The sequence below is a fragment of the Paenirhizobium cremeum genome (genome assembly GCF_047553425.1).
Lineage (GTDB): Bacteria > Pseudomonadota > Alphaproteobacteria > Rhizobiales > Rhizobiaceae > Allorhizobium > Allorhizobium cremeum.
In genome coordinates this window covers 181,722-205,945 of record NZ_CP180217.1, presented here as the reverse complement: position 1 = coordinate 205,945, position 24,224 = coordinate 181,722, and the positions used below count along the sequence as shown (strand labels likewise).

The window sequence follows — 24,224 nt, the reverse complement described above, 5'->3', positions numbered from 1 at the left end:
CCTCTCCTCTCACAGGGCCGCGGAGGTGTTGTTTTCAAAGCCACGCATGGCTTCGGCAGTCGCGGTTCGGCACAGGTCGTCGGCAGCCGGCTCGATGGCGGCGATCCGCGTGATACTGACTGGACTGGGCGCATAGACCGGGTTTGGGTCGAGTGGGTGCGGGCAATTGGAGAAGCCGACGATCATGTCCATCTCGGCACGCAGATCGACATAGTCGCCATTGGAAACGAGATTGGGTTTCCACTCGAATTTTCCATCGGCATCGACACGGACGGGTGCGAACAGGGCCAGCGCTGCCGGAACGTCGCGCTTGTCTAAGCCCGCCTTGGTGGCGATCAGCACGAAGTTGTCGCGGGTGTTGCGCAAAGCCGGACCATTCTGCCCGGCATATTTCTTCGCGTTGGAAGAGGCGGTCGATCCGCCCATCAGCACGTCATGCGCGCCGCAGCTGTCTTCCACGATGGAAAACATCACCTTGCCCATGTCGGAGAAGATCACCCGGCCTTTTCCGAGACCCGTCGTCCACTGCACCTTCACCGTATCGGGCAGGTTCATGCGCTCGCTGGGGTCAGCGACATTCCAGGCAACGACGGAAACGGTCGAGAAGCCTTCGTCGAGCGCCACGCGCAACACCTCGTTGGCCTTCACGCGCGTCCACCAGTACCAGCCGCCGGGCAGCTTTTCCTGATGAACGATCTGGCCGGCTTCAATGGACGGCGCAGGTTTCCCGCTCTTGCCCGGCAGTGTCTTGGGCGCAAATTCCAGCCCCTTTTTCTGATGTTCCTCGTAGCGCGCGCGGTTTGCGGCAATCTCTTCTGGTGAACGTCTGATATGCATGTTGATCTCCAGTGGTTCCGTTGGTCGGGTCGTCCCGGCTATTGACCCTTTGAGGAGACCGGGCCGTCCCGGTCGGGGCGAAAGATGGAAGGCACGCCCGCCCGTCTCGGCGGCCAGATGGCAATATCTTTGGTGATGGTCGCGCCATAACGCAGCTTCTCTTCCGGGCGGTCGCGCGGCCGCTCGAAGGCAACGACACGGGTGGCAAGCGTGAAGGCTTCACGCATGTCATGCGTCACCATCACCACGGTCATCGGCGCTTCGTGCCAGAGTTTTTTCATCAGCGTATGGATCTCGGCGCGGATGCCGGGGTCGAGCGCGCCGAAGGGCTCGTCCAGCAGTAGCACCTTGGGCCGCACGATCAGCGCCTGTGCCAGAGCCAAACGCTGCTGCATGCCGCCCGAAAGCTGGGCAGGATATTTGTTCTCGGCCCCCATCAGGCCAACCGCCGCGATCATCGCGCGGGCCTCTTCCTCCACCGCGCGACGTGCCGAACCGAACAGGCGACCAGCCACGCGGGAGGCTTTCAACTCCCTGCCAAACATGACATTGCCGAGCACGGTCAGATGCGGAAACACCGAGTAGCGCTGAAAGACGACGCCGCGATCCGGCCCCGGCTCCTTCGGCAGAGGCTCGCCATCCAGCAGTATCTTGCCCTTGGTCTGGGTTTCCTGCCCCAGCAGCATGCGCAGGAAGGTGGATTTGCCGCAGCCGGACGGACCGACGAGCGCGACGAAGGCGCGAGAGGCAATCTCGATGGAGACGTTCTCCAGCACGATCTGGTCGCCATACTCCTTCCAAACATTCTGGATCGAAAGGGCGCTCATTTGCCCTTCTCCAGTTCCGACCAGGGGAAGACGGCGATGCGCAGGCGATCGAGCAGGATGTCGGTCACGACGGCGAGCAGCGTGATCCAGATTACGTAAGGGAAGATCACGTCCATCGAGAGGTATCGCCGCACCAGAAAGATGCGGTAGCCGAGGCCGCTATCCGAGGAGATGGCTTCCGCCGCGATCAGGAACAGCCAGGCAGGGCCGAGTTGCAGGCGAAGCGTTGTGATCAGCCGCGGCAGGATCTGTGGCAGCACCACCCTCAAAGCAATCTGCCAGGAGGAGGCTGACAACGTTTCAGCCTTCACGATTATTTCGCGCGGCAGCGATATCGCCGTCAGTGCCAGATCACGGATCATGATCGGCGTCACGCCGATGGCAATCAGCGCAATCTTGGAGGTCTCGCCCAGCCCCATCACGATGAAGAGAATGGGGAGCAGCGCCAACGGAGGAACCATGGAAATGGCACCAACGAAGGGGGACAGGGCTGCCCGGGCGTAGGGGAGGATGCCGATCACGAGCCCCAGCAGGAGTGCGATCACGGTGGCGATGCCAAGCCCGGCAAAAAGTCGCCCGAGACTGGCCCAGGTATCCGACCAGAGCAGATAGTCGCCGGTTCTGACATCGGGGGTGAAAGCCATGCGGTCAATCGCTTCCCCGAGGGCAGCGAAGCCGGGCAGCAGCTTGTCGTTCGGGTTTTCGGCAAGTCGTTCCGCCGAGCCGATCATGTAGGCTGCAAGCACCAGCACGAAGGGCAAGAGCACGAGCGTCAGGCGCGCGCCATTTCCGGGATGAGCATTGATCCAGCGCATCGACCACTCCAGGATTTCAGGAAGGCGGGCGTCGTCCGGAAGACACCGTCAACCGGACGGCAGTGGCCTCAAAGCGCACCCTTGGCGGCGGCATCCATGTAGGTGGTGGTGAAACGGAACTTCACGTTTTCCTTGTCGCCGAGTACCGAGCCATCCGCCAGTTCGATGCCGATGACATCGGCAGACGGCGCGCCGCTTCCGAGCAGGCCCTTTTCAAAGAGGAAGTTGCGGACGAGATCCATGGTCTTCGACAGGTCCGGAGAGGCTGTGAAGGTGACCGCATCGGCCGGCTTGTCGAAGAGCTTGGTTGCTGCCATCTGCGCCTCGAAGCCGGCGAGATCCGTTCCGGAGGCCGTGCCCATCGCTGTGCGCGCGGCCTTGCCTTCGTCCGTCTGCGCCGTCATGACGGCCATGGTCTCATACCAGATGCCGGCCAGCGCCTTGCCAAAGTCGGGATTGTCCTTCAGCACATCGGTGTTGGCGACCATCAGGTCGATGATTTCGCCCGGGATCTGCGAGCTGTCGAAGACCTTCTTGGCGGAGGCGTCTTCGAGGATGGAGGAGACCAGCGGGTTCCAGGTGACGACGGCGGTCACGTCAGGGGTCTGATAGGCGGCAACCATGTCGGCATCCGACGTGTTGACCACCTTCACGTCACGCTCGGAGGAGCCGATGCTCTCGAGCGCGCGGGCGAGCAGATAATGCGAGACCGAGAACTCGACGAGATTGACGTTCTGGCCCTTCACATCCTCGAGCTTGTCCTTGCCCTTGAGGATCAGAGCGTCGTTGCCGTTCGAGAAGTCGCCAACGATGACGGCTGTCGTGTCGATGCCGCCGGCAGCCGGGATCGAAAGCCCGTCCATATTGGTGAGCGTCACCGCGTCGAAGGCACCGGCGGTATACTGGTTCATCGATTCCACATAGTCGTTAAACTGGGTGACCTCGATATTGATGCCATATTTGTCGGCCCACTTCTTCACGATGCCATGGTCGGCGGCGTAGCCCCAGGGCATCCAGCCCACATAGATGGACCAAGCCACTTTGAATTCCTTCTTGGGCGCGGCATGGGCGCCAAGCGGCGCAGCGAGAGCAAGGGCTGCCACCGAAAGCGTGGCGAGAAAGTTCGAAATGGTCCGCATTGGATATTCCCCTTCTTGAGCGATCTTCAGAAAGGGATCGGCATGAACCATCGCGCCGCCAATCCCTTGGCTTACGAGGTCTCCCGGGCTTTTGTCCCGCCGTGCACCCGGCGGGATGTCTCCCCGCCGGTCGCCGCTCTCGGACCAGTCGCACGTGATCGTGCCGGAACCCTAGCCGCTAACTCTGGAATATAGAAAGCAAACCTCATGCCAATCTTCAAATCGCCTCTTTTCCATCACCGTCAGCACGTTCAACAAAGAAGTGGGGGAGAGTTGCACACAATCGAGACATTATTGCCTATTTTTCATTCTGCTGTGCGCGCAAGCAAACTCCTCTTCGACCGTATTACCTAGTCGAACACCCGCTCTTCGCGATAGTTCAACGGCGGCGTCAACACGCCCAGCTTGGCGTACTGTGATCCAACGCTACGGCATCTATAATCCCTATACCGGCCGAGGTGCCATCAAGGGCCTGCTGCCGCAGGGGCCGCATAATCTTCGGTATATTCTGGCAACGCATATCCTCAAGCGGACCGGCTCGTATGAGCAGCCAGCTATACCATTCCGTACACACCGGACGTGATTCAGCAGCACTATGGTCGCTTCCTCCGGCAGGACAAGGCGGCACTTGCGGCGAAAATCCTCAATCAAGTTTGGGAAGCTCCATAGCCACCCGGATAATAGCTGATCCGCATCGCCCCATCAGATGCAAATCGGGCGTATAGGTTTAGGTGCTGCGAAGGCTGTAACTGTGGCTCGGTTCTACCTCTTGGGAAACCCGTGCCAAGGCTGCGAATGATCGTACGGGCGGCGCTCGCTGCAAAGCGACGCATCCATGATGCACGTCTAGAGCAACGGCGTTGCCTTACTACCGGGGCTCTCTCGCACAATGATCTATGAGCCTATCCCGATAACGTACATCGCAAAGTCTTTAGTACGTGAGGTCAAGCCGTTAGATTTCAACAGAATTGCCGCCGGCGTCTTTAAGGCCCGCATATTCCTCATAGGAATCCTCGACCGTCAGGATGTGCCGGCGCATTGATTCCGCTGCAAGCTCGCGATTGCCCTGCAGGATGGCGACGAGGATTGCGTCGTGTTCCTTGTAGGATTTCGCCAGACGCCCCGCAGTCAGGAACTGCGCACGACGGAAAGGCGAGAGCCGTCGACGCGTCGCAAGCGTGATTTCGACCAGATAGGCATTGTGGCTGCCAGCATAGATCGCCGCATGGAACTTCTCGTTGAGCACATGATAATGGCTCGGGTCGTTCTCCTTTAGGATCTGTGCCAAACCTTCATGGATGGTTTCCAGCGTGCGGCGTTCAGAAAGACTCATATGCGCAGCCGCTAGGCTTGCGCAAAGGGCTTCCAGCTCAGCCATCACCTGGAACATCTGCCGCAGATGCTCGGGAGAAGGCCTCGTGACGATGGCGCTGCGATGCGGCCGCGTTTCAACCAACCCCATTGCGGCGAGATCCCGTATCGCCTCACGCAAGGGTGTCCGCGACACGCCATAACTTGCGGCGATCTCGGTCTCGTCCAGCGGCATTCCGGGCGACAGCTTGCCGTCAACAATGTCGTCGGCAAGCCGCGCGCGAACTTCCTCGGCGCGTGTCAGCTTACGCCGCGATCCGGTTTCCTTGGCCGGGGAAATGTCCCCGCCCACCTTCAGGCTTTTCTTCATTATTGCATCCAAAGGAGCTATCTTCCTGCAAGTATCCTTACGTCGGACTTATCATCTTGCGCAACACGCCTCGACTTTCGCGTGTAACAACCGAACCATCGGCGGAGGCAACTGCGCGGCCCGTCATATATGTCCAGCGCAGGAGCAGGCAACACGCGACGCTGGTAATGCTGGCCAATATGCCAAACCAGACACCGATAACGCCGAAATCCAGCCAAAGGGACAGAAGAAAGGCCGTCGGCAAGCCGATCAGCCAGTAGCCGCAAAGGTCCACGATCATCGGCACTCGCGTATCCTTCAGGCCACGGAGCGCACCATTTGCTGCCGATTGAATTCCATCGAACACGAGGAAACCGGCCAGGATCAGGATCAGCTGCTGCGCCAGGGGCTCTATGGCTGCGGAATCTACTGTATCGGCACCGAGAAGCAGATCGATGATCTGCCGGGAGGCCAGGAAGAAAAGAGCGCCGAAAAACGCCATCAGACCGGCCGCCGTCATCAGGGAGATATTTCCGGCCAATCGCGCAGCAGCCGGCCTGCCGGCACCGAGATGATAGGCGACCCGCACGGTCGTTGCCTGACCGATGGCGATGATCGGGTTAAAGGCGATGTTGTTCAGCGTGTAGACGATCTGATTGGCGATGATCGCAACAGTCCCGAACCCACTGGTAATCAGCGTCAGCGCCAGGGTCATGCCGAGCTCTGCCGCGTAAATGAGCGCGATCGGCCAGCCGATCTTCCAGACGTCTCGCAGCGCTTGCGTGGCCTTTCTCGAGGCATTGCAGATGGTCGAAGCAGGCAGATGTCCGGTGAGAAGGGAATAGGCGGTCAATCCGGCAGCGATCAGCCACCAGGCAATGGTGTAGGCGATGCCGGCCCCCGTCAATCCGTATCCGGCGAAACCGAAGCCGCCGAATGTCAGTGTGGAGAGCGCCGGCACATAGAACACCGCACCGATCGCAACCGATGCCATCGTCAGCCAGGATTTCCCCGAAACTGAGAAATAGAGACGGATCGGCATGATCCAGAGTATAGCCGGCACGGCCCAGGCCGCCATGGTGACGAACTGGTCGACATCGTGCAGGATATCCGCCTCGACGCCGAACGGCTGAAGAATGGCCGGTAGATTGAGAAGAATGGCAACCGACAGAAGCGACAGGATAAGGCTTGCCAGAATGGCCCCGCCGAAAGCATAGGCCGCATCGTCGCCGCCCTGCCCTTCCGTCTCGCTTTTTCCCCTGGCGGCGGCCATCAGCGGATGCGCGCCCGCAATCACGCCCTGTGACACGACGACAAGCACCTGAATGAAGACGGCGCAAAGGCCACTCGCCGCAAGCGCGGAGCCGCTAAGGCGCCCAAGCATGACGCTCGCCGCAAGGCTCATCACAAGCTGACTGGCCTGAGCAACCGCAAGCGGAGCTGCGATACCCGCGAGGGACCGCAGCTCGTTTCGTGCTTCGTGGGTCATGCCTTGGTGATCAGGCAGCAGCGGCAGCGGCCTGCGCGGCGAAGGCATCGATGACCTCCTGCGCATTGCGGCGGGCTCCGGCCTGCAGATATTCCATCGCCACCAGTGCCGCGTCATGTGCAGCCTGACTGGAGCCCGAAACGCAATCCTCGATGACGCGGCAGTAGTAGTCCCCCTGATGTGCATCGACGAAGCTGTAATGGATGCAGACATCGGTGAAACCGCCGACGAAGAACAGCGTCTCGGCCTTCACGGCCTTGAGCAGGATTTCCATCTCGGTGCCATAGAAGACCGAATAGCGACGCTTGGTGATACGCAGGTCATCCGGCGTCATTTCCATCTCCTCGACCGGGAAAGGCGTACCCGGCGAGCTTTCGAGGCAATGGATGCTTTCCGAGCCATCCAGCTCACGGCCGAAATCGATCAGGCTGTCGCGATGCGCTTCCTGCACGAAGATGATCGGGATACCGGCCTTGCGGGCAGCATCAACAACCGATTTCGCACGCCAGTTGCGCTCGATGTGATCGCCCATAAATTCAAGACGGGATGTGGTCGGCCGCGGCATGAAGCCCGACTTTTGAATATCAACGACGATCAGGGCAGCGCGCCCGACGATCATGGGCTTCGGGACGATCGGATTTCCAGACATCAGCTTCACTCGCTTGCTTATAAGAGAGACCGGCACCCCTTTTTTGACCTGAAGATTCGAGCAGCAGGGGCGCTTACCGTCGCGATTATACACGCCGGATTTAAGTATGCAATATTGCATACAATAAGCCTATTATTTATGCATATGCCCATTTTCCCTCAAAATTCAGGAGAATTTAAGCACCTTCAGAAACCGGCGTAATCAAACTAAATATATGATTATATCGCATTTTTTATTACTGGCACGCCCATTGCATAGTCCTTGAACATCCATCCAAGGGGAAAGTTAGGAGAACACAGTATGGCATCCAGAAAGCCCGCATCGCCTTCCGGCCAGAATATGAACTCAGCGGTTTCGCGCCGAACGGTCCTGAAGGCGGCCGGCAGCCTTGCCGCGGCAGCGACATTCGTCTCCGCGCCTTTCGTGCGCCCCTCCTATGCCGCAACCACGCTCCGCGTTTCAAACTTCGGCGGCTTCTTCGAGCAGGCCTTTGCAAAGGACGTCTACCCGGCTTTCACCAAGCAGACCGGCATTGCCGTCCAGTCGATCCCGCAGTCGGGCAGTGCCCAATTTCTCGTCCAGCTCGGCCAGGCCATCCAGGCGGGCTCCGCTCCGATGGATGTGTGCTGCGCCGGTCAGGCAGACGTCATCCGCGGCCGCCAGCGTGGCCTCTGGGCAACGGTCGACAAGTCCAAGTTGAAGAATGTCGGCAATCTCATCGACGGCTTCCTTTATGAAGACGGCGGCAAGGTCGATGGCGTCGGCGCCATGGCCTGGTACATCACCCTGATCGCCAACCCGTCCGAATTCGAAAAGCTGCCGGATAGCTGGACCGAGCTCTGGAAGCCGCGCGCTTCGGCCTGGGGCCTGCAGGGTGGCGGCACCAGCGTGCTGCTCGACATTGTAGCTTCCGTCTATTTCGGCGGCCCGTCCGTGCTCGACACCGAAGCCGGCATCGACAAGGTCATCGCCAAGATCGGCGAGCTGAAGCCGAACACGAAGCTGTGGTGGACCGACGAAGGTTCGATGCAGAGCGCCTATCAGAACGACGAGGTCGTCGGCGGCATGTATTTCCACGACGTCTCCATGATAATGAAGAAGGAAGGCACCGACGTCGCCTCGATCTTCCCGAAGGAAGGTGCAGTCCTCGGTTACAACGCCTGGTGCGTGCCGAAGGTCGGCGAAGTCAGCGATGCCGCCATCGCCTTCCTTGACTGGAGCGCCACGCCGGAGTGCCACGAGCTCATCGCCCGCAATGTCGGCGCCGCTCCGCTTATCGATAAATCGAAGCTCAACCTGACCGAAGACGAGTTCAACGCCGTCTCTGGCACCGGCAAGCCGATCGTTGTCGCTTCCGCCGCCAAGGTGAAACACGCCGACTACATCTCCGCGCAGATGCTCAAGATGCTCGGTCAGTAAGTCTGGACGGAATGATGCAAGGCCTGGAAATTTCAAACCTTACGAAGTCCTTCGGCACGAACACGGTCGTCTCAGACGTCTCGCTTGCGATCGAACAGGGCAAATTCGTCTGCTTCCTTGGTCCGTCAGGCTGTGGCAAGACGACCCTGATGCGCATCATCGCCGGTCTGGAGCAACCGACTAGCGGCACAGTGCGCCTCGACGGTCGCGACATAACCGGCGTCCCGACCAATGAGCGTAACTTCGGAATGGTGTTCCAGGCCCTTGCCTTGTTCCCGCATCTCGATGTAGCCGGCAATATCGGCTACAGCCTTCGCTATCGCACGATGGCAAAGCATCACAAGCAGGAACGGATCGACGAGTTGTTGAAGCTCGTCGATCTGCCCGGCATGCAGTCGCGCCGGGTCGACCAGCTTTCCGGCGGCCAGAGGCAGCGTGTCGCGATCGCCCGCGCATTGGCGCAGGAGCCGCTTCTCTTCCTGATGGACGAACCGCTTTCGGCGCTCGACGCCAAACTGCGCGACCACATGCAGGTCGAACTGCGGCAGCTACAGCAGAAGCTGAAGATCACCACCATCTTTGTCACCCACGACCAGCGTGAGGCGATGACCATTGCCGACCAGATCGTCATCATGGCGCATGGCAAGGTGCAGCAGGTCGGCAGCCCGGTCGAGATCTACCGCAGGCCGATGAACCGCTTCGTCGCCGATTTCATCGGTCAGAGCAATCTTGCCGAAGGCACTTTGGTCGATCGCGAGCATGTACGGATCGGGGAAACCATCGTCAACACCAGCCCCGCTCCTTCCCGCTTCAATCCCGGCGACAAGGTCACGATCTGCGCTCGCCCGGAAAGCACGCTTCTGTCGCGCCCTGAAGCCGGCAGCATTGTCCCGATCGCAACCGTGACCTTCGTGCGCGACCTCGGCTCCAGCGTCGAGGTGTTTCTCGACAGGAACGGTAGGCAGGTCGTCGCCTCGCTTGCCCCTTCCGTCTGGGCCGAGCTCGAAGGCGCAGAGAAATTTGCCATCTCCTTCGCACCGGGTTCGGTGACTGTTCTGGAGGACTGATCATGTCACTCGTCTCCGGGCAGGGAAGCTTGGACCGTCAGCGCCTCTCGGTCATGACCGGCCTCGCTTGGCCCTTCTTCATCATCGTCGCCTTTTTCGGCGTGCCTTTCCTGCTTCTCCTGCGCGTCAGCGTTGCCCGCCTCGATCCGGCCTATTATCAAGGCAGCGGCTGGTCGCTGGACGCGATGGCAAGCCTGTTTCAGCCGATGGTGCTTAACGGACTGATCTTTTCACTCTGGCTGGCGCTGACGGTCGCGACGCTCAGCATGATCATTGCCTTTCCGGCCACCTGGTTCATCACCCGCATGAGCCGCAAGGCGCAGATCGTCTGGCTGATCGGCCTGCTGACGACGCTGGCGCTTTCCGAAGTCCTGATAACCTTCTCCTGGCAGATTATCCTGTCGAAACGGGTCGGCATCTCCAAGGTCGCCGTTTTCCTCGGCCTGCTCGACCGGCCCGTTTCACTGACCCCGAGTTTCTTCGGCGTCGTCAGTTGCCTGATCTATGTCGTCATCCCCTTCAACGTGATGACGCTTTATCCCGGCCTGTCCCGTATGGATTCCTCTTACATGGAAGCTGCGTCCACCATGGGTGCCACCCCCATGCGGGCCTTCTTCAACGTGCTCCTGCCACTGATGCGCAAACCGATCGCCACCGCCTATCTGACAACAATGGTGATGTCGATTGGCGCCTATGTCGCGCCGCTCGTGCTCGGCGGGCCGGCTAACTGGACAATCGGCGTCATCATCAGTGAAGTCGCCAACTCCGCCCAGAACCTGCCTCAGGCTTCGGCCATCGCCGTCCTTCTCATGCTGGTCACAGGGGTGATGATCCTCATCATCAACAAGGTCGGTGGAAAGGGGTATACGTCATGAGCAGCTTCATCCAGATAACGCTGCGCCAGATCTTTCTGGTCTGCCTTGCTTTTTTCCTAGCGGCACCGCTGATCATCGTCGCCAGCGTCAGCTTCAACAGCACGGCGCAGATGACGTTTCCGCCGCAGAATATCAGCCTGCGCTGGTATTACACCTTCATGCAGGACCCCGCCTGGACGTCCGCCTTCACGCGCTCGGTCGGCATCGCGATTGCCTCCTCGCTACTGACGATCAGCGTCGCCTTCCCGATCGCCTATATCCAATGGAAGACCAATTCGCGTTACTCAAAGATCCTGGCGGGCATGGCCAGCGTTCCCTTCATCCTGCCGCCCGTCGTCATCGCAGTCCTGTTCCTTTTGTTCTGGGGCACGATCAAGCATGTCGGCCAGATCGAGAACATTGTCATCAGCCATGCCGTGACCTTCATCGCCGTGCCGCTGGTGATGATCTCGCTCGGGTTTTCCGGCATCGATAGATCATTGGTCGAGGCGGCTCGCACAATGGGTGCCCGCGACAACGACATCCTGCGTACGGTCGCCGTACCCATGGTCCTCCCCTTCGTCGTTTCGAGCTTCATCTTCGTCGCGATCTTCAGCCTCAACGAATATGTCATCGCCTTCATGGTCGCCGGCTTCACCGCCGAAACCATGCCGGTGAAAATCTTCTCCAGCATGCGAACCGGCTTCTCGCCCACCATGTGCGTCGGCGCCGTGTTCTTCATGCTGATCGGCCTTTTCGGCTTCATCACCGTTGCCCGACTGGGCAATCTTCCGAAACTTCTCGGTGCACGTTTTTAAGTTCAAGGAGCATACTATGCCAAAGAAGCAGAACCCCATGATCGTTGGCCAGCCAGTCCTGATCGTCGTCGATATACAGAAGGTCGCTTTCGAGGATGACGGAACGATCCCGCTGATGCCGGGCATAGTCGAACGCATGCGCAAGGCCCGCGCTGTCATAGACGCGGCGCGAGAGGGCGGAGTGCCGATCATTTTCCTGCAGGAGAGCCACCGCAAGACCGGCGTCGATTATGGCAGGGAAATGGATGGCGACGAAGACATGCACCTGCGCGAAGACTGGCCGGGCACGGCGATCGCCGCCGAAGAAGTCGGCCTGCGCGACGACGACTACACGATCGTCAAGCGCCGTTATTCCGGCTTTATCGGCACCGACCTCTCCATTCTTCTGCGCGGCCTGAAGGCCGAGACGCTGATCCTTGTAGGCGGCCTTACCAATATCTGCGTGCACTATACCTTCGCGGATGGCCATCAGTCGGATTACCATTGCCGGGTCGTCGAGGATTGCGTGGCCGGCTCCTCCATCGAGGCGCATGAGGCAGCACTTAACAACATGGAATATCTTCAGCACGGCGCCCGCCGGACGGCCGCCGAAATCTGCGAAGCGTTTCTTGCCTTCAAAAAGGATAAGGCCGCCTGATATGCCGGACTATGAGACCCAGGATCGCCTGATTGCGGAAACACGCCGCATCTGGTCCGGCCTTGCCGCAGAGATCGAAGGCCTTTTTGCCGAAATGTGGAAAGTGCCGGAACTGCCGGCACTGGAATACAAGTCGCAGGCGATCCTTTGCGACTTCATCGAGCGGCATGGCTTTGCGGTCGAGCGCGGTGTCGGCGGTGTGCCGACTGCCTTTCTCGCCCGCATCACCAATGGAGACGGACCAAAGGTCGGCATCCTGGTCGAATATGACGCCCTGCCAAGCCTATACAATGACGCGGTTCCCTATCGCAGCGGCAATCGCCGCAAACCGGGTCACGGTTGCGGCCACAATCACATCGGCCCGGCTAATACCGGCGCCGGCATTGCGGCCGCAAAGGCGATGATCGAGCTTGGCCTTGCCGGCGAGATCGCCGTCGTCGGCTGTCCGGCTGAGGAGATCGGATGGGGCAAGCTGGCCCTGCAGGCAGCCGGCGTCTTCGACGGTATCGACCTCGTGCTGACCTCGCATGGCGATTACCAGAACGGCTCCCTCGCGCGGCCCTGCCATGCCATGGCAAGCGGTGAATTCAAGTTCATCGGCGAAAGTGCCCACGGCGGCAAAGTTGCCAATCGCAATGCGCTTCTCGCCGCCGAAGCGGCTTATGCGGAATTTGATCGACTGCGCCAGGACGTGCCCGGCCTACAGTTGAAACATGTCTATCGTTCGGCCGGCATTACCCCCGGCGTGACGCCTGAGGAAGTTCGCCTCTGGTCTTCCGTCCGCCACCACGACTTCGACATGGTTCAAGCGGGCTACAAGTTGATGCATGACACCTATAGCCGCATCGCCGCCGAACAGGGCGTCGAACTGGTTGCCGAGCAGATCGCCAATTGCCGCGGCTATCTCGGGAATGACACCGTCGGCCGCGTTCTCGACAAGTGCCTCCGGGAACTTGGCCCGCCGCGCTGGACGAAAGCCGATATCGCCTGGATGGAAGAACTATCCGCCGCATGCGACCCTGGAAAACCGTTCAAGCTGCATCGTGAGCTCGACTACTTCGACACCGGCATCGATTATTACGGCCAGGACGATGGCGATATCAGCTGGCAGATTCCGCTCGGCCGGGTCAACTGGGCCTATCCGGACAACGTGCCGATCCACCACTGGGCATGGACGGCGCTTTCAGGCCACCCGTCCAGCAGCCCGGGCCCGCTGATGGCATCCGAGGCGCTTGCCATGGGAGCGACCGCCCTTTTGGCTTCGCCGGAAACGGTTTCCGCCGCCAAGGCGGAACTCAGTCAACGCACCGGCGGCAAGCCTATTCCAGCACCGGCACCCACCATCTCCGACGTGCTGGCAAACGACCCGCAATCCTTCTGGGACGCGACCTGGGCGCGCTGAGTACAGCGTGCCGCTCGGAATGACTTACTATTTGCCAGAAGGTCTGGCTCGCTCGGCACCCACTGCGCAATCTGGAAACGCAGAAGTTGAAAGTCGACTGGGACGCATACGTCAAATGACAAATGCAGGAATTGTCACGTTATCGAGCTGCGATCAAACCATGCCCGCGGCTCTCTGGGATCAGGCAGCCGCGCCGGTCACGGCTTCCAATGCGCTATTTCGCGGATGCGGTGAACGTGAGTGGCAAGGGCGGATCGTTTTTGGTGTGGGGCGACGAAGAGATTTCGGAGCATCGAAAAGATCGAGATGAACCGCTGCAAGCTGGCGGCTGATCGGAAACCCTCATCGTCCGTTCCCGCTTTCGCAGCGGCAAGATGAGAATTTTCCGCTCGATTGTTGAGACCCTTGTGGGACCTGTGTCCGACAGCCGGCATAACATCACGCTTGGCCGCGCCATACGAACGGAGCTTGTCGGTGATGATCCGTTTGGGCGGCATGCCTACTTTCTTCAGTAGCCTGATCCGCAATCGCTTCGCGGCTTTCGTATCACACCCGAAATCATCACCCTCAAGGCGCTGTGCACCGAACTGAAGATCGATCCGAAGGAGGCCCGCGAACGACTACGCGATGCCGTCCGTGATGCGAAGAAGCACCCTGAACTGGCAAAGTCAACATAAGCCTCGCGCTCCGTGGCAATGGGTGAAAGGATCGGCGGGGGAGAAGGAGGCGAGGGGATTGTTCGCGGGGAAGTGATGCCATCAGCATGAGGCCCTGCCTTTTGCAGAGACCTCGATCACTTGCAATTTCGCACGACTCTCTGGATATCTTCGTATGATTACACAGACGGTTTACGAAAATTAGAGCGAACCAGAATGGAAAGACGATATCAAGTTTTTGTTAGTTCAACGTTCCAAGACCTAGAAGACGCTCGCAAAGAGATATCGTCTGCTCTGCTTAAATCAGATTGCTTTCCTGCCGGCATGGAATTGTTTCCCGCAGCGGACCTTGAACAATTCGAATATATAAAACAAGTAATATCCGAAAGCGACTACTACTTAATCGTATCGGCAGGAAAATATGGTTCGATACATTCAGAAACTCGCTTGAGTTTTACTGAGATGGAATATGATTTCGCCATAGAAATTGGAAAGCCGATTATCCGATTGCTACACAAAAATCCATTCGATGCGTTACCCGGCTCTGCTATTGAGAAAACGGACGACGGCAGGAAAAAACTTGAAGCCTTTAGGGAAAAGCTCACAAAATCGAGGTTGGTAAATTTCTGGAGTGATTCCAAGGAGTTGGGGCAACAGACAATTCTTGCTCTTATCGATGCCAAGAAACGGAACCCCACCCAAGGTTGGGTACGTGGAGAAAACGCCCTCACCGTGGATTTAATGAAAGAACTGGAAGTTCTTAGGACACAGGCTGCAAAGCAAGACAAGAGACGAACTGAAACCCTTGTGAGCTTCAATGACCTTGCAAAGTACACAGAGGTTCCGATTTTGATAGACTCAAAAAATGAGGAACTACCCAACAAGAAGCAGGGCGTAGCCACAATCGCTAATAGAGATATCGCCGAAGCCGTCTTTCGTTCGCTCATCTCCAACCGGGCAATAGCGAGCATCAGCCGAGCGGCAAGCGATCTTCTGACAACACAATTCAATTTTCCCGCAGAGTACGAGCGGTTCGATCATTATTGGTTGGAGCTGGAGTTAGAAACGGTCGAATATTTCCTGCATTACTTAGAATCCAAGGAGCTTGTGCGAGGGACAGCATCGGAGCTGATTTCTGATTGGCAGCTAACGGCTCGTGGCCGGCAACATGCTACGTACCTTTCCAGCTTAAGAAATCTTGGTTGACGGAGTTATCTTGATCCATCAATGCACGCGAACCTGACACCCAGAATAGTACCCAAGCGCATCCAGCACCAGAACGCCCATTGAGCATTTGCACCACATCACATTGATCTTGCTAAATAAAAATGGTGCCCGGAGGCGGATTTGAACCACCGACACGCGGATTTTCAATCCGCTGCTCTACCAACTGAGCTATCCGGGCATCAGGCTCTTGCGAAGCCAACCGGCGGGGTTTCCGACCGGCGGGGGAGAAGTTTCCCCCGGAAGCGAGGCGGTTTATAGCATCTTGTTCGGCCATGTCCAGCGCCAAAAGGCACTTTTTTGACAGCTTTGCAAATTTACCGAAAAACCCTGCCAAATGAATGGCTTCCGCCGCCCCTTGGAACCTGACGGAAGGAAAAATCAGCCGCGGCCGTCGTCTTCGGCCTTGGATTCGTCCTCGACGACGGGGATGGCGTAGGAGCCCTTCAGCCAGCGTGAAAGGTCCATCGTGCGGCAGCGATCGGAGCAGAAAGGATAGTGCTCACGCTGCGAGGGCTTGCCGCATTCGGGACAAGGCCTTGCCTTGCGCAGCGGCTCGACCTTTGCCGAGCGCGAAGACGAATCGTCACTCATGTCAGCCCTCCGTCCAACCCGCCTGAACGTCAAAACCCTCGCCGGACAGCATTTGCAGGGTTTCGAACAGCGGCAGTCCGACGACGTTGGTGTAGGAGCCGACAAGCTTCTGCGGGAAGCAACCGGCGATGCCCTGGATCGCATAGGCACCCGCCTTGCCGCGCCACTGGCCTGAAGCGAGATAGCTTTCGATCTCATGGCCCGACAGCCGCTTGAACCGGACCTTGGTCTCGGCCACCTTCTGGCGCACGGTGCCTTCCGGCGTGATCAGGCAGACGCCGGTGAACACCCAGTGGCTGCGGCCCGACAGAAGGTGCAGCGCCGAGGACGCCTCCTCGAGATATTCCGCCTTCGGCAGAATGCGACGGCCGACCGCGACGACCGTGTCGGCAGCGACGATGTAGCTGTCGTTCCACTGGAGATCCGAACGGATCTGGTCGTAGCAGGCGCGCGCCTTTTCCAGCGAAAGCCGTCGCGCCAGCGAGCGCGGATGCTCGGACTTCTTCGGCGTCTCGTCGAGGTCCATGGGCATCAGCCGCGCGGGTTCTATCCCGGCCTGCTTCAGCAGGTCGAGGCGGCGCGGCGACCCCGAGGCCAGTATCAGCTTCTGTCTCAGCTCCATGCGACCTCTCGCGGCGTTCGTCGGGGGAGCGCTTTACTTGAAGCGGTAGGTGATACGACCCTTCGTCAGGTCGTAGGGCGTCATCTCCACCAGAACCTTGTCGCCGGCGAGAACCCGAATCCGGTTCTTGCGCATGCGGCCGGCCGTGTGGGCGATGATCTCATGCTCGTTTTCCAGCTTCACCCGGAACGTCGCATTGGGCAGCAATTCGGTGACGACGCCGGGAAATTCGAGGACTTCTTCTTTTGCCATAGAGCGGTTATCTTTCCTGGATGTTGGCCGGGGCCTCGGCGGGCCTCCGAAAATGTGGGCGGAAACTACACAATCACCAAGGTTTTGTGAACCTTGTAGCGTGCGCTTTTCCAATTTGTTTCAGACCGGCCCGGTGTGGCCTCCGACGGAAGGCAGAAGACGTTCGGCAATCAGCCGGCGCAGGCGGTCGCGCACCTCGCGATAGGCACCGAGAATCTGGTCGCGCGTGCCGGTCGCAACCGTCGGGTCCGGCATCGGCCAGTAGACGACCTCGACGGCCGAGGAACGGGTCAGCTCCAGTGCCGCATGATGGGCCTCCGGCGCAAGCGTCACCACAAGATCGAAGAAATCGTCTTCCAGTTCGTCCAAAGTCTGGGGCTGCCGTCTGCCGAGCGAAAGCCCGATCTCCTCCAGGACCGCGTCAACGAAGGGATCGCGCTCGCCGGCACGGACGCCGGCCGATGCCACATAGGTGCCGCGCGGCAGCATCTGCCGGGCAATCGCCTCGGCCATCGGCGAGCGGATGGCATTCATGCCGCAGATGAACAGAACGGCACCCGGCATCCTGACCTTCTGATCGGGAGCCCCCTCGCCGGCCATTGGCCCTACCCGCGCCAATAGAGAACGCAGACGAGCGTGAAAAGCCGCCGGGCGGTATCGAAATCCAGCGTGATCTTGCCGGAAAGCCGATCCATCAGCGTCTGCGAACCCTCGTTGTGAATGCCCCTGCGCCCCATGTCGATTGCCTCGATCTGGCTCGGCGTCGAGGAACGGATAGCTTCATAATAGCTTTCGCAGATCATGAAGTAGTCCTTGATGATCCGCCGGAAAGGTGTCAGCGACAGGATATGGGTGGCGACATCCTCTCCGCCTTCGGTCCTGATCGAGAAGACCAGCTTGCTGTCGACCAGAGAGAGATAGAGCTTGTAGGGACCGCCGGAGTGACCGACCGGCTCGAAGGAGTTTTCCTCGATCAGGTCGAAGATGGCGACGGCCCGCTCATGTTCGACATCCGGCGTCGAGCGGCCGATCGTCTCGTCCAGCACAACATCGCAAAGCCGGAAGTCGCCCTTGGCCATCGCTCAGCCTTCGAGATTGAGCCGGATGGCAACCGAGCGCGCGTGCGCATCGAGGCCCTCGCTCTTCGCAAGCGCGATGGCCGCCGGCGCCAGCATGCGCAGTTGGTCCGGACCAAGCCTCAGGATCGAGGTGCGCTTGACGAAATCGAGCACGGAGAGCCCGGAGGAAAAGCGGGCGGAACGGGCCGTGGGCAGCACGTGGTTCGAGCCGCCGACATAGTCGCCGATCACTTCCGGCGTATGGCGGCCGACGAAAATGGCGCCGGCATTGCGCACGTCTGCCATCAGCGCATCCGGATCGTCTACCGCGAGTTCCAGATGTTCGGCTGCGATGCGATTTGCAAGCGGGATCGCGGCAGCGAGCGACGGCACGAGAATGATCGCGCCGAAATCGCGCCAGCTTGCGGCAGCGGTCTCCGAACGGCCGAGAGACTTGAGCTGCCGCTCGACGGCAGCCTCGACCGCCTTGCCGAGCCCGGCATCATTGGTAATGAGAATGGACTGGGCGCCCGGATCGTGTTCGGCCTGGGCGAGGAGATCGGCTGCCAGCCAGTCCGGATCGTTGTTGGCATCGGCGATCACCAGCACTTCGGACGGGCCGGCGATCATATCGATGCCGACCGTGCCGAAGACCTGCCGCTTGGCGGCGGCAACATAGGCGTTGCCCGGGCCAACAATCTTTGCGACCGGCGCGATGGACTGGGTTCCATAAGCGAGCGCGGCCACCGCCTGGGCACCGCCGATACGGTAGATTTCCCGGACGCCGGCGATGCGCGCGGCAGCGAGCACCGTGGGATTGATCGCCCCACCCGAGGCCGGAACCACCATGACGATGCGTGGGACACCTGCAACCCTTGCCGGCACCGCATTCATCAGCACCGAACTCGGATAGCTCGCCGTGCCGCCAGGGACATAGAGACCAACCGCCTCGATCGCCGTCCAGCGCGAGCCGAGGCCGACGCCGATCGAATCCTCGTAAAGATCGTCCTTCGGCATCTGGCGGGCGTGATGCTTTTCGATGCGCGCGGCGGCAAGCTCGAGCGCCACCATCACCTCGTCATCGACTTCGGCCATTGCCGCATCGATTTCCGCATCGCTCACCCGCATGGGCACCGCAGCGAAATCGATACCGTCGAAACGCCTGGAATAATCGGCAAGTGCCGCGTCGCCGCGCGCCCTCACATCCTCGATGATCGCGCGCACCACGTCATTGACGTCATCCGATACTTCGCGCTTGGTCGTCAGAAAGGCAGAAAACCTCTCCTCGAATTCCCCGGATGCCTGATCCAGCCAGATCGCCACTTTTCTTCAGTCCCTCTCCTCGACAGGCGCGTCCTTGGCGCCTGCCGTTCAATCGCCCGGATGGCCGGGCTTAAGGCTGGTTTCCCATGCCCCGCCGGTATCCGCAAGCTGTGCTTCGATACATTCCACATCGAGGGCGATCATGCCGCCACCGGAAAGCACGAGTTCCAGCACGCCTTCCGGCCCCTCACCCTCGGCCCGGTAGCGGATCGCCAGAAGCGACAGCACATCATCACCGTTTGTGCGGTCAAAGCCGATCGAACGAACGGCGGAAACCCGCTTGAAGCTCAAAAGAGCCCGACGGCGTTCGTAGGCCTTGCGGCGGCCGGAAGCGTCCTCCCAGACAAAGCGGTTGGCGGCCAGCGAAAAGAGGCCCGGGCGCGGCTGGAACGACATATCGGAAATGCGGAAGACCGCATCCTGCATGTGAGCGGAGATGACCGAGAGGTCATCGGTATCGAGAGCGAGCAGCTTCAGACTTGTCATTTCACCGTTACCCGAATGGCCGCCCGAAGGCGAAGCGTCGTATCATCCTTTCGACATAGGTTGCCGCAATGCAAGACGCAACGGCAGCGAGGAACGGAGATCGGTCGTTCTCAGTCGCTGATGCGCTCGACCACTGCTCCGCAGCGGGTCAGCTTCTCTTCGAGCCGTTCGAACCCGCGGTCGAGATGATAGACACGCGAAACCATGGTTTCGCCTTCCGCCGCAAGGCCGGCGATCACCAGCGACACGGAGGCGCGCAAGTCGGTCGCCATGACCGGCGCGCCCCGCAGGCGGCGGGTGCCCTCGATGCGGGCGGTCTGGCCAGAAAGCGTGATCTTGGCGCCGAGACGGGCCAGTTCCTGCACGTGCATGAAGCGGTTTTCGAAGATCGTCTCGGTGACGTGGGAAACGCCGTTCGCGCGGGTCATCAGGCCCATGAACTGTGCCTGGAGGTCGGTCGGGAAACCGGGGAAGGGTTCGGTGACGATATCGACCGGACGGATCTCTGAACCGTAGCCCACGACCCGGATTCCGCCGGGAGTTTCGGTAACCTCCGCGCCCGCGCGCCGGATCGCTTCGAGTGCGGTATCGAGCAGGGAAGCGTCGGTTCCCTGCAGGGTGACATCCCCACCGGTCATGGCAACGGCCATGGCATAGGTGCCGGTTTCGATACGGTCGGGCAGGACCCGATGCCGGGCGCCCGAAAGGCTCGGCACGCCTTCGATGGTAATCGTCGAAGTGCCTGCGCCGGAAATCTTCGCTCCCATGGCATTCAGGCAGTTGGCGAGGTCGACGACTTCCGGTTCGCGCGCCGCATTGCCGATCACCGTCGTTCCGCGGGCGAGCGAGGCCGCCATCATCATCACATGGGTCGCGCCGACGGAAACCTTGGGGAAATTATAGGTCGCGCCGATCAGGCCGTCCTTCGGAGCGGTCGCGTTGATATAGCCACCGTCGATTTCCATCTCGGCGCCGAGCGCCTGCAGGCCCTCGATGAAGAGATCGACGGGACGCGTGCCGATCGCGCAGCCGCCCGGCAGGGAAACCCGCGCCTTGCCCTCGCGCGCCAGAAGCGGACCGATGACCCAGAAGCTCGCTCGCATCTTGGAAACCAGTTCATAGGGAGCGGTCGTATCCGCGACGGTGCGGCAGGTGAAATGAATGGTGCGAGCATAGGAGCCATCCTGATGCTCGCGGCGGCCGTTGACTGAGACGTCGACACCGTGATTGCCGAGAATGCGCAAAAGCAGCTCGACATCGGCGAGATGCGGGACATTCTCAAGCGTCAGGGTGTCGCTGGTCAGTAGCGAAGCGATCATCAGGGGCAGCGCCGCGTTCTTGGCGCCGGAGATCGGGATCACACCCTTGAGCTCGTTGCCGCCGACAATCCGAATACGATCCATGTAAGCCTTCGAAACGGGACCTGAGCCCGCCTTTCATTTATTGCTGCTGATCCCGCCCCGCGGACGCGAGGGTGTTTAGACGAAAAACAGGCCATGTTCAATTCGGCCCGTCCAGCAGTGATTAATCATCGGGTTGGGACGAATTTGCGGCAGGCAGACCATTCGTTTCATCGGCCTGGCCGGCACGGCGGGCGCGGAACTGCTGTTTTCGCCGCATGAGATTCTCGCGCAGCTTCTCCGCCGCACGCGCCTTGCGCTGCTCAGCCGCCGCACGCGCGGCAGCCTTGCGCTTATCCACAACCTCGCCGGAGGGAATGGCCTCGCCGCTCCGCTCCGCCGCCGGCCCTGCAATCCCGGGGTTTTGCCGATCTTCTGTCATGCAGCGCGTGATAACCGAAAAACGCGCGCTCCGAAAGACGGGAACGCCGCCTGCGGATTTCTTCCCAGGAAGTTCGTTTTGCGGCTTGCGCTCCCCTCCAAGCTGTGGCAATAGGCGGCTCGCTCGCAACGGCGACACGCGCCGCGAACAAGATGCTGCTATAGCTCAGGGGTAGAGCACTCCCTTGGTAAGGGAGAGGCCGAGAGTTCAAATCTCTCTAGCAGCACCATTTTCTCTTATTCCGACAGTCTTGGCGATAGCGCCACTGGCAAAAATGCAGTGGCTGTATTTCTTCGGAAGTGTTGCAATTCTGTGCTCTTCGCGATTTCCGCTCGCCCTTCCGATGATCCTGCGCTAGAGCAACCCGGTGAAAACGGGATCACCGTCAGCACTCTATCTCCTTGTTTTCATGCAATTGCCAGCACGAAACCGCTATGCAGCCGTAACCGAATTGCTTCAGACTGCCCGACATAACGGAGGCGGAAAATCGCATGCCCAGGAAATCAAAGCGCAACCGCCTTCAGAAGCTTCAGAATTCCTGGGAGAAGGCATCCGAGCAGCAGCGCTATGCATTCCTGCAATGGCTCGGCGGTGCCACGCATGTCATCGACGGCGACATGGCGGGCGAGGCAGATATCACGGGACTGCTTTCCGGCTCGCCGATTGCCAGCGGGCGGTATCTCATGCCATCGAGCGTGGCGCGCATCAGGGCGATCATGGCGGCACGTTCGCTTTCTGCAAGCGAGGTCATGGCGGAAATAGGCTTTGAGGAGGATGGGACAGCGCTGGAACGCGCCCTTTCCGAGGGCGCATGCCTGAGGCTTGCAATCGTCGCAGCACTGCAGAAGTGGCTTGTGGCGAACCGGGGTCACTGACGGCCGGGGCGCACCCATATTTGGGCGATCCTTGACGAAGTACATCCGGCGAAACACGGTCTCCGCTCATTGCCAGAAGTCCGCTTGGCATATACATATAAATTACTATATGTTTTATCGCAGAAGCGGTCACGAATTATCCCGTTTTCTGCACTGCAGGCCGTCATCGAGAAACGAGGGAAAGAATGCATATACGCCCGGTTACCCAGAGCTATCATGTGAGTGGCCAGCTCAACCCGGCTGACATGGCCCAGGTCGCGGCGTCAGGCTATGCCGCTGTTATCTGCATGCGGCCGGATGGTGAAGGCTGGGGACAGCCGAAGTTTTCTGCCATCGAGGAGGCTGCAAAGGCCGCCAAGCTGAAGGCTTACTACCTGCCTGTCACCCCCGGTTCCGTTGCCATGGAACAGGCGACGACGTTGAAAGATCTGTTGAGACAGACGGAAGGTCCCGTTCTCGCCTTCTGTGCTTCCGGGGCGCGTTGCGCCGGCCTTTACCAGATGGCGCAGCAAATCGGCTGATCTGCCGAAGGCTGGAACGGCGGTCCACCGCGCCCCACCGACGAACTCCGACCGATTTCAGAAACTGCTCGCGGCAAGACGGCGGCGCAGACCTTCGATATCGGGCGTCTCGTCGTGGGAAAGACGACGCTCCCAATCGAGCGTCGTCGCAACGATCGTCTTCAGATCATCGTGACGCGGCACCCAGCCCAGGGTGGAGCGGGCCAGCGTTGCATCGGCAACGACAAAGGCGGCATCTCCCTCTCGTCTGGGGCGGTATTCGATAGAGATCGGCGCATCCGCAACCTTTTGCACGGTGCGCAGAACATCGAGCACAGAATAGCCTTTGCCATAGCCGCAATTGGCGGTCAGCGTGGCTCCGCCGCGGCGCAGATAGTCGAGGGCATTCAGATGCGCGAGCACCAGATCGCTGACATGGATATAGTCCCGAACGCCGGTTCCGTCCGTCGTGGCATAGTCTGTGCCGAAGACCTCGACAGAGCGTCGTTTGCCGAGCGCGGCCTCACAGGCCACCTTGATGAGATGGGTCGATCGCACGGTCGATTGGCCCGTGCGGGCGAGCGGATCGGCGCCGGCGACGTTGAAGTAGCGGAGCGCCACATAGCGGAAATCATGGGCGCGGGCCGTATCCTTCAGCATGATCTCGCTCATCAGCTTGGACTGGCCATAAGGATTTTCCGGCCGCAGGGGCGCGGTTTCGACCACCGGCACGGGCGCATCCGGCGTGCCATAGACGGCTGCCGTCGAGGAAAAGATGAACTTGTCGATACCGGCCCTGACCGCCGCAGAGAGCAGGATGCGGGTATTGCCGGTGTTGTTGGCATAGTAGCCAAGCGGGTCGGCGACGGAATCCGGGACCACGACTGAACCCGCAAAATGAATGATGGCCTCAATATCGTTTTCGGCGAAGATCTGCGTCAGAACCTTGTCGTCGCCCACATCGCCGAGATAGAAACGCGCCGCGGGAGCAACGGCCCAGCGAAATCCAGTGGACAGGCGATCGATGACAACCACGTCTTCACCGGCATCCAGGAGAGACCAGACCATATGGCTGCCGATGTAGCCAGCGCCGCCCGTAACCAAGATCGCCATTTTTACTTCCCGTTTCCTTATCGATCGGGAAGAACATATTCATTTACGGCTTTAACAAGATTTACGTCCGGCGCCCAATCCGTCCATTCGCGCCGTTTAACTTTAACTATACTAAATACAGGCTTT

26 protein-coding genes, 2 tRNA genes, 2 pseudogenes and 1 riboswitch are annotated in these 24,224 nt (G+C 59.8%); of the genes and pseudogenes, 11 read left to right on the top strand and 19 right to left on the bottom strand.

The window, feature by feature from the left end; all coding sequences use genetic code 11:
* Positions 1–9: 9 nt before the first annotated feature.
* From ACLBKR_RS01025 to ACLBKR_RS01010, 4 genes and pseudogenes are all read right to left on the bottom strand, one after another.
* Positions 10–837, bottom strand: coding sequence for an urea amidolyase associated protein UAAP1 (locus tag ACLBKR_RS01025; protein ID WP_113448216.1), 828 nt, complete (start codon positions 835–837; stop codon positions 10–12).
* Between the two features lies 1 nt (position 838).
* Positions 839–1,664, bottom strand: a pseudogene (locus ACLBKR_RS01020) (ABC transporter ATP-binding protein); the annotation flags it as partial.
* Positions 1,661–2,479, bottom strand: a complete 819-nt coding sequence (locus ACLBKR_RS01015; protein ID WP_113437184.1) for an ABC transporter permease subunit — start codon at positions 2,477–2,479, stop codon at positions 1,661–1,663. The gene ACLBKR_RS01015 and the pseudogene ACLBKR_RS01020, both read right to left, overlap by 4 nt.
* Before the next feature lie 68 nt (positions 2,480–2,547).
* Positions 2,548–3,618, bottom strand: a complete 1,071-nt coding sequence (locus tag ACLBKR_RS01010) for a putative urea ABC transporter substrate-binding protein (protein WP_113340496.1) — start codon at positions 3,616–3,618, stop codon at positions 2,548–2,550.
* 78 nt (positions 3,619–3,696) lie between these two features.
* Positions 3,697–3,804: riboswitch (guanidine-I (ykkC/yxkD leader) on the bottom strand.
* A 217-nt stretch (positions 3,805–4,021) separates the two neighbouring features.
* On the opposite strand from ACLBKR_RS01010, the pseudogene ACLBKR_RS01005 reads away from it, so the two are divergent.
* Positions 4,022–4,287, top strand: a pseudogene (locus ACLBKR_RS01005) (hypothetical protein); the annotation flags it as partial.
* 283 nt (positions 4,288–4,570) lie between these two features.
* On the opposite strand, the gene ACLBKR_RS01000 reads toward ACLBKR_RS01005, so the two are convergent.
* Genes ACLBKR_RS01000 through ACLBKR_RS00990 form a run of 3 tightly spaced genes read right to left on the bottom strand, consistent with a single transcriptional unit; the run spans position 4,571 to position 7,416 of the window.
* Positions 4,571–5,299, bottom strand: coding sequence for a GntR family transcriptional regulator (locus ACLBKR_RS01000; protein WP_113340416.1), 729 nt, complete (start codon positions 5,297–5,299; stop codon positions 4,571–4,573).
* A 37-nt stretch (positions 5,300–5,336) separates the two neighbouring features.
* Positions 5,337–6,815, bottom strand: coding sequence for an MATE family efflux transporter (locus tag ACLBKR_RS00995; RefSeq protein ID WP_414900299.1), 1,479 nt, complete (start codon positions 6,813–6,815; stop codon positions 5,337–5,339).
* Entirely contained in the window at positions 6,778–7,416 is a 639-nt protein-coding gene (locus ACLBKR_RS00990; RefSeq protein ID WP_414900297.1) for a cysteine hydrolase family protein, read from the bottom strand. Before ACLBKR_RS00990 ends, ACLBKR_RS00995 begins: the two co-directional genes overlap by 38 nt.
* Positions 7,417–7,716: 300 nt before the next feature.
* On the opposite strand from ACLBKR_RS00990, the gene ACLBKR_RS00985 reads away from it, so the two are divergent.
* The 6 genes from ACLBKR_RS00985 to ACLBKR_RS00960 are packed head-to-tail and all read left to right on the top strand — an operon-like array spanning position 7,717 to position 13,613.
* Positions 7,717–8,835: an extracellular solute-binding protein gene (locus ACLBKR_RS00985; protein WP_113340414.1), complete on the top strand. Its 1,119-nt coding sequence runs from the start codon at positions 7,717–7,719 to the stop codon at positions 8,833–8,835.
* A gap of 14 nt (positions 8,836–8,849) precedes the next feature.
* Positions 8,850–9,902 carry an ABC transporter ATP-binding protein gene (locus ACLBKR_RS00980; protein WP_113340494.1) on the top strand — a complete coding sequence of 351 codons (1,053 nt, stop codon included), beginning with the start codon at positions 8,850–8,852 and terminating at the stop codon, positions 9,900–9,902.
* Between the two features lie 2 nt (positions 9,903–9,904).
* A complete protein-coding gene (locus ACLBKR_RS00975; RefSeq protein WP_113448218.1) occupies positions 9,905–10,777 on the top strand; it encodes an ABC transporter permease in 873 nt (290 codons plus the stop codon).
* The gene (locus ACLBKR_RS00970) at positions 10,774–11,574 is read left to right on the top strand and encodes an ABC transporter permease (protein WP_113448219.1); all 801 of its coding nucleotides are present in this window, start codon (positions 10,774–10,776) and stop codon (positions 11,572–11,574) included. The genes ACLBKR_RS00975 and ACLBKR_RS00970 overlap by 4 nt, the downstream gene beginning before the upstream one ends.
* A gap of 16 nt (positions 11,575–11,590) precedes the next feature.
* Positions 11,591–12,211 carry an isochorismatase family cysteine hydrolase gene (locus ACLBKR_RS00965; protein ID WP_113448220.1) on the top strand — a complete coding sequence of 207 codons (621 nt, stop codon included), beginning with the start codon at positions 11,591–11,593 and terminating at the stop codon, positions 12,209–12,211.
* A gap of 1 nt (position 12,212) precedes the next feature.
* Complete coding sequence (locus ACLBKR_RS00960) at positions 12,213–13,613, top strand: M20/M25/M40 family metallo-hydrolase (RefSeq protein ID WP_113448221.1); 1,401 nt, start codon at positions 12,213–12,215, stop codon at positions 13,611–13,613.
* A 197-nt stretch (positions 13,614–13,810) separates the two neighbouring features.
* Here the strand turns inward: ACLBKR_RS00960 and ACLBKR_RS00955 are convergent, their stop codons facing one another.
* Positions 13,811–14,110 (bottom strand): DDE-type integrase/transposase/recombinase, encoded by a 300-nt coding sequence (locus ACLBKR_RS00955; protein WP_414900292.1) that lies wholly within the window; start codon positions 14,108–14,110, stop codon positions 13,811–13,813.
* A gap of 375 nt (positions 14,111–14,485) precedes the next feature.
* On the opposite strand from ACLBKR_RS00955, the gene ACLBKR_RS00950 reads away from it, so the two are divergent.
* The gene (locus tag ACLBKR_RS00950) at positions 14,486–15,475 is read left to right on the top strand and encodes a DUF4062 domain-containing protein (protein ID WP_113486059.1); all 990 of its coding nucleotides are present in this window, start codon (positions 14,486–14,488) and stop codon (positions 15,473–15,475) included.
* Between the two features lie 123 nt (positions 15,476–15,598).
* On the opposite strand, the gene ACLBKR_RS00945 is transcribed toward ACLBKR_RS00950, so the two are convergent.
* The 10 genes from ACLBKR_RS00945 to ACLBKR_RS00900 form a co-directional block, all read right to left on the bottom strand.
* Positions 15,599–15,674 (bottom strand) — tRNA-Phe (locus ACLBKR_RS00945).
* A gap of 200 nt (positions 15,675–15,874) precedes the next feature.
* Positions 15,875–16,087 (bottom strand): DNA gyrase inhibitor YacG, encoded by a 213-nt coding sequence (yacG, locus tag ACLBKR_RS00940; protein ID WP_112831973.1) that lies wholly within the window; start codon positions 16,085–16,087, stop codon positions 15,875–15,877.
* A gap of 1 nt (position 16,088) precedes the next feature.
* Complete coding sequence (locus tag ACLBKR_RS00935) at positions 16,089–16,709, bottom strand: Maf-like protein (RefSeq protein ID WP_112831974.1); 621 nt, start codon at positions 16,707–16,709, stop codon at positions 16,089–16,091.
* Between the two features lie 33 nt (positions 16,710–16,742).
* Positions 16,743–16,961, bottom strand: a complete 219-nt coding sequence (gene infA, locus ACLBKR_RS00930) for a translation initiation factor IF-1 (RefSeq protein WP_004435948.1) — start codon at positions 16,959–16,961, stop codon at positions 16,743–16,745.
* Positions 16,962–17,081: 120 nt separating this feature from the next.
* Positions 17,082–17,561, bottom strand: coding sequence for a low molecular weight phosphatase family protein (locus tag ACLBKR_RS00925; RefSeq protein WP_162757780.1), 480 nt, complete (start codon positions 17,559–17,561; stop codon positions 17,082–17,084).
* 5 nt (positions 17,562–17,566) lie between these two features.
* Positions 17,567–18,040, bottom strand: coding sequence for a UPF0262 family protein (locus ACLBKR_RS00920; RefSeq protein WP_112831975.1), 474 nt, complete (start codon positions 18,038–18,040; stop codon positions 17,567–17,569).
* 3 nt (positions 18,041–18,043) lie between these two features.
* Positions 18,044–19,342, bottom strand: a complete 1,299-nt coding sequence (hisD, locus tag ACLBKR_RS00915; protein ID WP_113448252.1) for a histidinol dehydrogenase — start codon at positions 19,340–19,342, stop codon at positions 18,044–18,046.
* A 48-nt stretch (positions 19,343–19,390) separates the two neighbouring features.
* Positions 19,391–19,828, bottom strand: coding sequence for a DUF2948 family protein (locus ACLBKR_RS00910; protein ID WP_112831977.1), 438 nt, complete (start codon positions 19,826–19,828; stop codon positions 19,391–19,393).
* A 110-nt stretch (positions 19,829–19,938) separates the two neighbouring features.
* Entirely contained in the window at positions 19,939–21,231 is a 1,293-nt protein-coding gene (gene murA, locus ACLBKR_RS00905) for a UDP-N-acetylglucosamine 1-carboxyvinyltransferase (RefSeq protein ID WP_113448253.1), read from the bottom strand.
* A 121-nt stretch (positions 21,232–21,352) separates the two neighbouring features.
* The gene (locus ACLBKR_RS00900; RefSeq protein ID WP_113340492.1) at positions 21,353–21,547 is read right to left on the bottom strand and encodes a hypothetical protein; all 195 of its coding nucleotides are present in this window, start codon (positions 21,545–21,547) and stop codon (positions 21,353–21,355) included.
* Positions 21,548–21,764: 217 nt separating this feature from the next.
* Between ACLBKR_RS00900 and ACLBKR_RS00895 the strand changes: the two genes are divergently transcribed.
* From ACLBKR_RS00895 to ACLBKR_RS00885, 3 genes are all read left to right on the top strand, one after another.
* A tRNA-Thr gene (locus tag ACLBKR_RS00895) sits at positions 21,765–21,839 on the top strand.
* 262 nt (positions 21,840–22,101) lie between these two features.
* Positions 22,102–22,485: a hypothetical protein gene (locus ACLBKR_RS00890; RefSeq protein WP_113338309.1), complete on the top strand. Its 384-nt coding sequence runs from the start codon at positions 22,102–22,104 to the stop codon at positions 22,483–22,485.
* Between the two features lie 185 nt (positions 22,486–22,670).
* On the top strand, positions 22,671–23,006 hold the full coding sequence (locus ACLBKR_RS00885) for a TIGR01244 family sulfur transferase (protein WP_113338310.1): 336 nt from the start codon (positions 22,671–22,673) through the stop codon (positions 23,004–23,006).
* Between the two features lie 57 nt (positions 23,007–23,063).
* Here the strand turns inward: ACLBKR_RS00885 and galE are convergent, their stop codons facing one another.
* The gene (gene galE, locus ACLBKR_RS00880) at positions 23,064–24,098 is read right to left on the bottom strand and encodes a UDP-glucose 4-epimerase GalE (protein WP_113338311.1); all 1,035 of its coding nucleotides are present in this window, start codon (positions 24,096–24,098) and stop codon (positions 23,064–23,066) included.
* Between the last annotated feature and the right edge of the window lie 126 nt (positions 24,099–24,224).

What these genes read in the sequence shown, in the direction of transcription:
- ACLBKR_RS01025 (WP_113448216.1), bottom strand. Translation starts at nt 837, where the DNA reads ATGCATATCAGACGTTCACCAGAAGAGATTGCCGCAAACCGCGCGCGC.
- ACLBKR_RS01015 (WP_113437184.1), bottom strand. Translation starts at nt 2,479, where the DNA reads ATGCGCTGGATCAATGCTCATCCCGGAAATGGCGCGCGCCTGACGCTC.
- ACLBKR_RS01010 (WP_113340496.1), bottom strand. Translation starts at nt 3,618, where the DNA reads ATGCGGACCATTTCGAACTTTCTCGCCACGCTTTCGGTGGCAGCCCTT.
- ACLBKR_RS01000 (WP_113340416.1), bottom strand. Translation starts at nt 5,299, where the DNA reads ATGAAGAAAAGCCTGAAGGTGGGCGGGGACATTTCCCCGGCCAAGGAA.
- ACLBKR_RS00995 (WP_414900299.1), bottom strand. Translation starts at nt 6,815, where the DNA reads ATGCCTTCGCCGCGCAGGCCGCTGCCGCTGCTGCCTGATCACCAAGGC.
- ACLBKR_RS00990 (WP_414900297.1), bottom strand. Translation starts at nt 7,416, where the DNA reads ATGTCTGGAAATCCGATCGTCCCGAAGCCCATGATCGTCGGGCGCGCT.
- ACLBKR_RS00985 (WP_113340414.1), top strand. Translation starts at nt 7,717, where the DNA reads ATGGCATCCAGAAAGCCCGCATCGCCTTCCGGCCAGAATATGAACTCA.
- ACLBKR_RS00980 (WP_113340494.1), top strand. Translation starts at nt 8,850, where the DNA reads ATGCAAGGCCTGGAAATTTCAAACCTTACGAAGTCCTTCGGCACGAAC.
- ACLBKR_RS00975 (WP_113448218.1), top strand. Translation starts at nt 9,905, where the DNA reads ATGTCACTCGTCTCCGGGCAGGGAAGCTTGGACCGTCAGCGCCTCTCG.
- ACLBKR_RS00970 (WP_113448219.1), top strand. Translation starts at nt 10,774, where the DNA reads ATGAGCAGCTTCATCCAGATAACGCTGCGCCAGATCTTTCTGGTCTGC.
- ACLBKR_RS00965 (WP_113448220.1), top strand. Translation starts at nt 11,591, where the DNA reads ATGCCAAAGAAGCAGAACCCCATGATCGTTGGCCAGCCAGTCCTGATC.
- ACLBKR_RS00960 (WP_113448221.1), top strand. Translation starts at nt 12,213, where the DNA reads ATGCCGGACTATGAGACCCAGGATCGCCTGATTGCGGAAACACGCCGC.
- ACLBKR_RS00955 (WP_414900292.1), bottom strand. Translation starts at nt 14,110, where the DNA reads ATGCCGCCCAAACGGATCATCACCGACAAGCTCCGTTCGTATGGCGCG.
- ACLBKR_RS00950 (WP_113486059.1), top strand. Translation starts at nt 14,486, where the DNA reads ATGGAAAGACGATATCAAGTTTTTGTTAGTTCAACGTTCCAAGACCTA.
- yacG (WP_112831973.1), bottom strand. Translation starts at nt 16,087, where the DNA reads ATGAGTGACGATTCGTCTTCGCGCTCGGCAAAGGTCGAGCCGCTGCGC.
- ACLBKR_RS00935 (WP_112831974.1), bottom strand. Translation starts at nt 16,709, where the DNA reads ATGGAGCTGAGACAGAAGCTGATACTGGCCTCGGGGTCGCCGCGCCGC.
- infA (WP_004435948.1), bottom strand. Translation starts at nt 16,961, where the DNA reads ATGGCAAAAGAAGAAGTCCTCGAATTTCCCGGCGTCGTCACCGAATTG.
- ACLBKR_RS00925 (WP_162757780.1), bottom strand. Translation starts at nt 17,561, where the DNA reads ATGGCCGGCGAGGGGGCTCCCGATCAGAAGGTCAGGATGCCGGGTGCC.
- ACLBKR_RS00920 (WP_112831975.1), bottom strand. Translation starts at nt 18,040, where the DNA reads ATGGCCAAGGGCGACTTCCGGCTTTGCGATGTTGTGCTGGACGAGACG.
- ACLBKR_RS00910 (WP_112831977.1), bottom strand. Translation starts at nt 19,828, where the DNA reads ATGACAAGTCTGAAGCTGCTCGCTCTCGATACCGATGACCTCTCGGTC.
- murA (WP_113448253.1), bottom strand. Translation starts at nt 21,231, where the DNA reads ATGGATCGTATTCGGATTGTCGGCGGCAACGAGCTCAAGGGTGTGATC.
- ACLBKR_RS00890 (WP_113338309.1), top strand. Translation starts at nt 22,102, where the DNA reads ATGCCCAGGAAATCAAAGCGCAACCGCCTTCAGAAGCTTCAGAATTCC.
- ACLBKR_RS00885 (WP_113338310.1), top strand. Translation starts at nt 22,671, where the DNA reads ATGCATATACGCCCGGTTACCCAGAGCTATCATGTGAGTGGCCAGCTC.
- galE (WP_113338311.1), bottom strand. Translation starts at nt 24,098, where the DNA reads ATGGCGATCTTGGTTACGGGCGGCGCTGGCTACATCGGCAGCCATATG.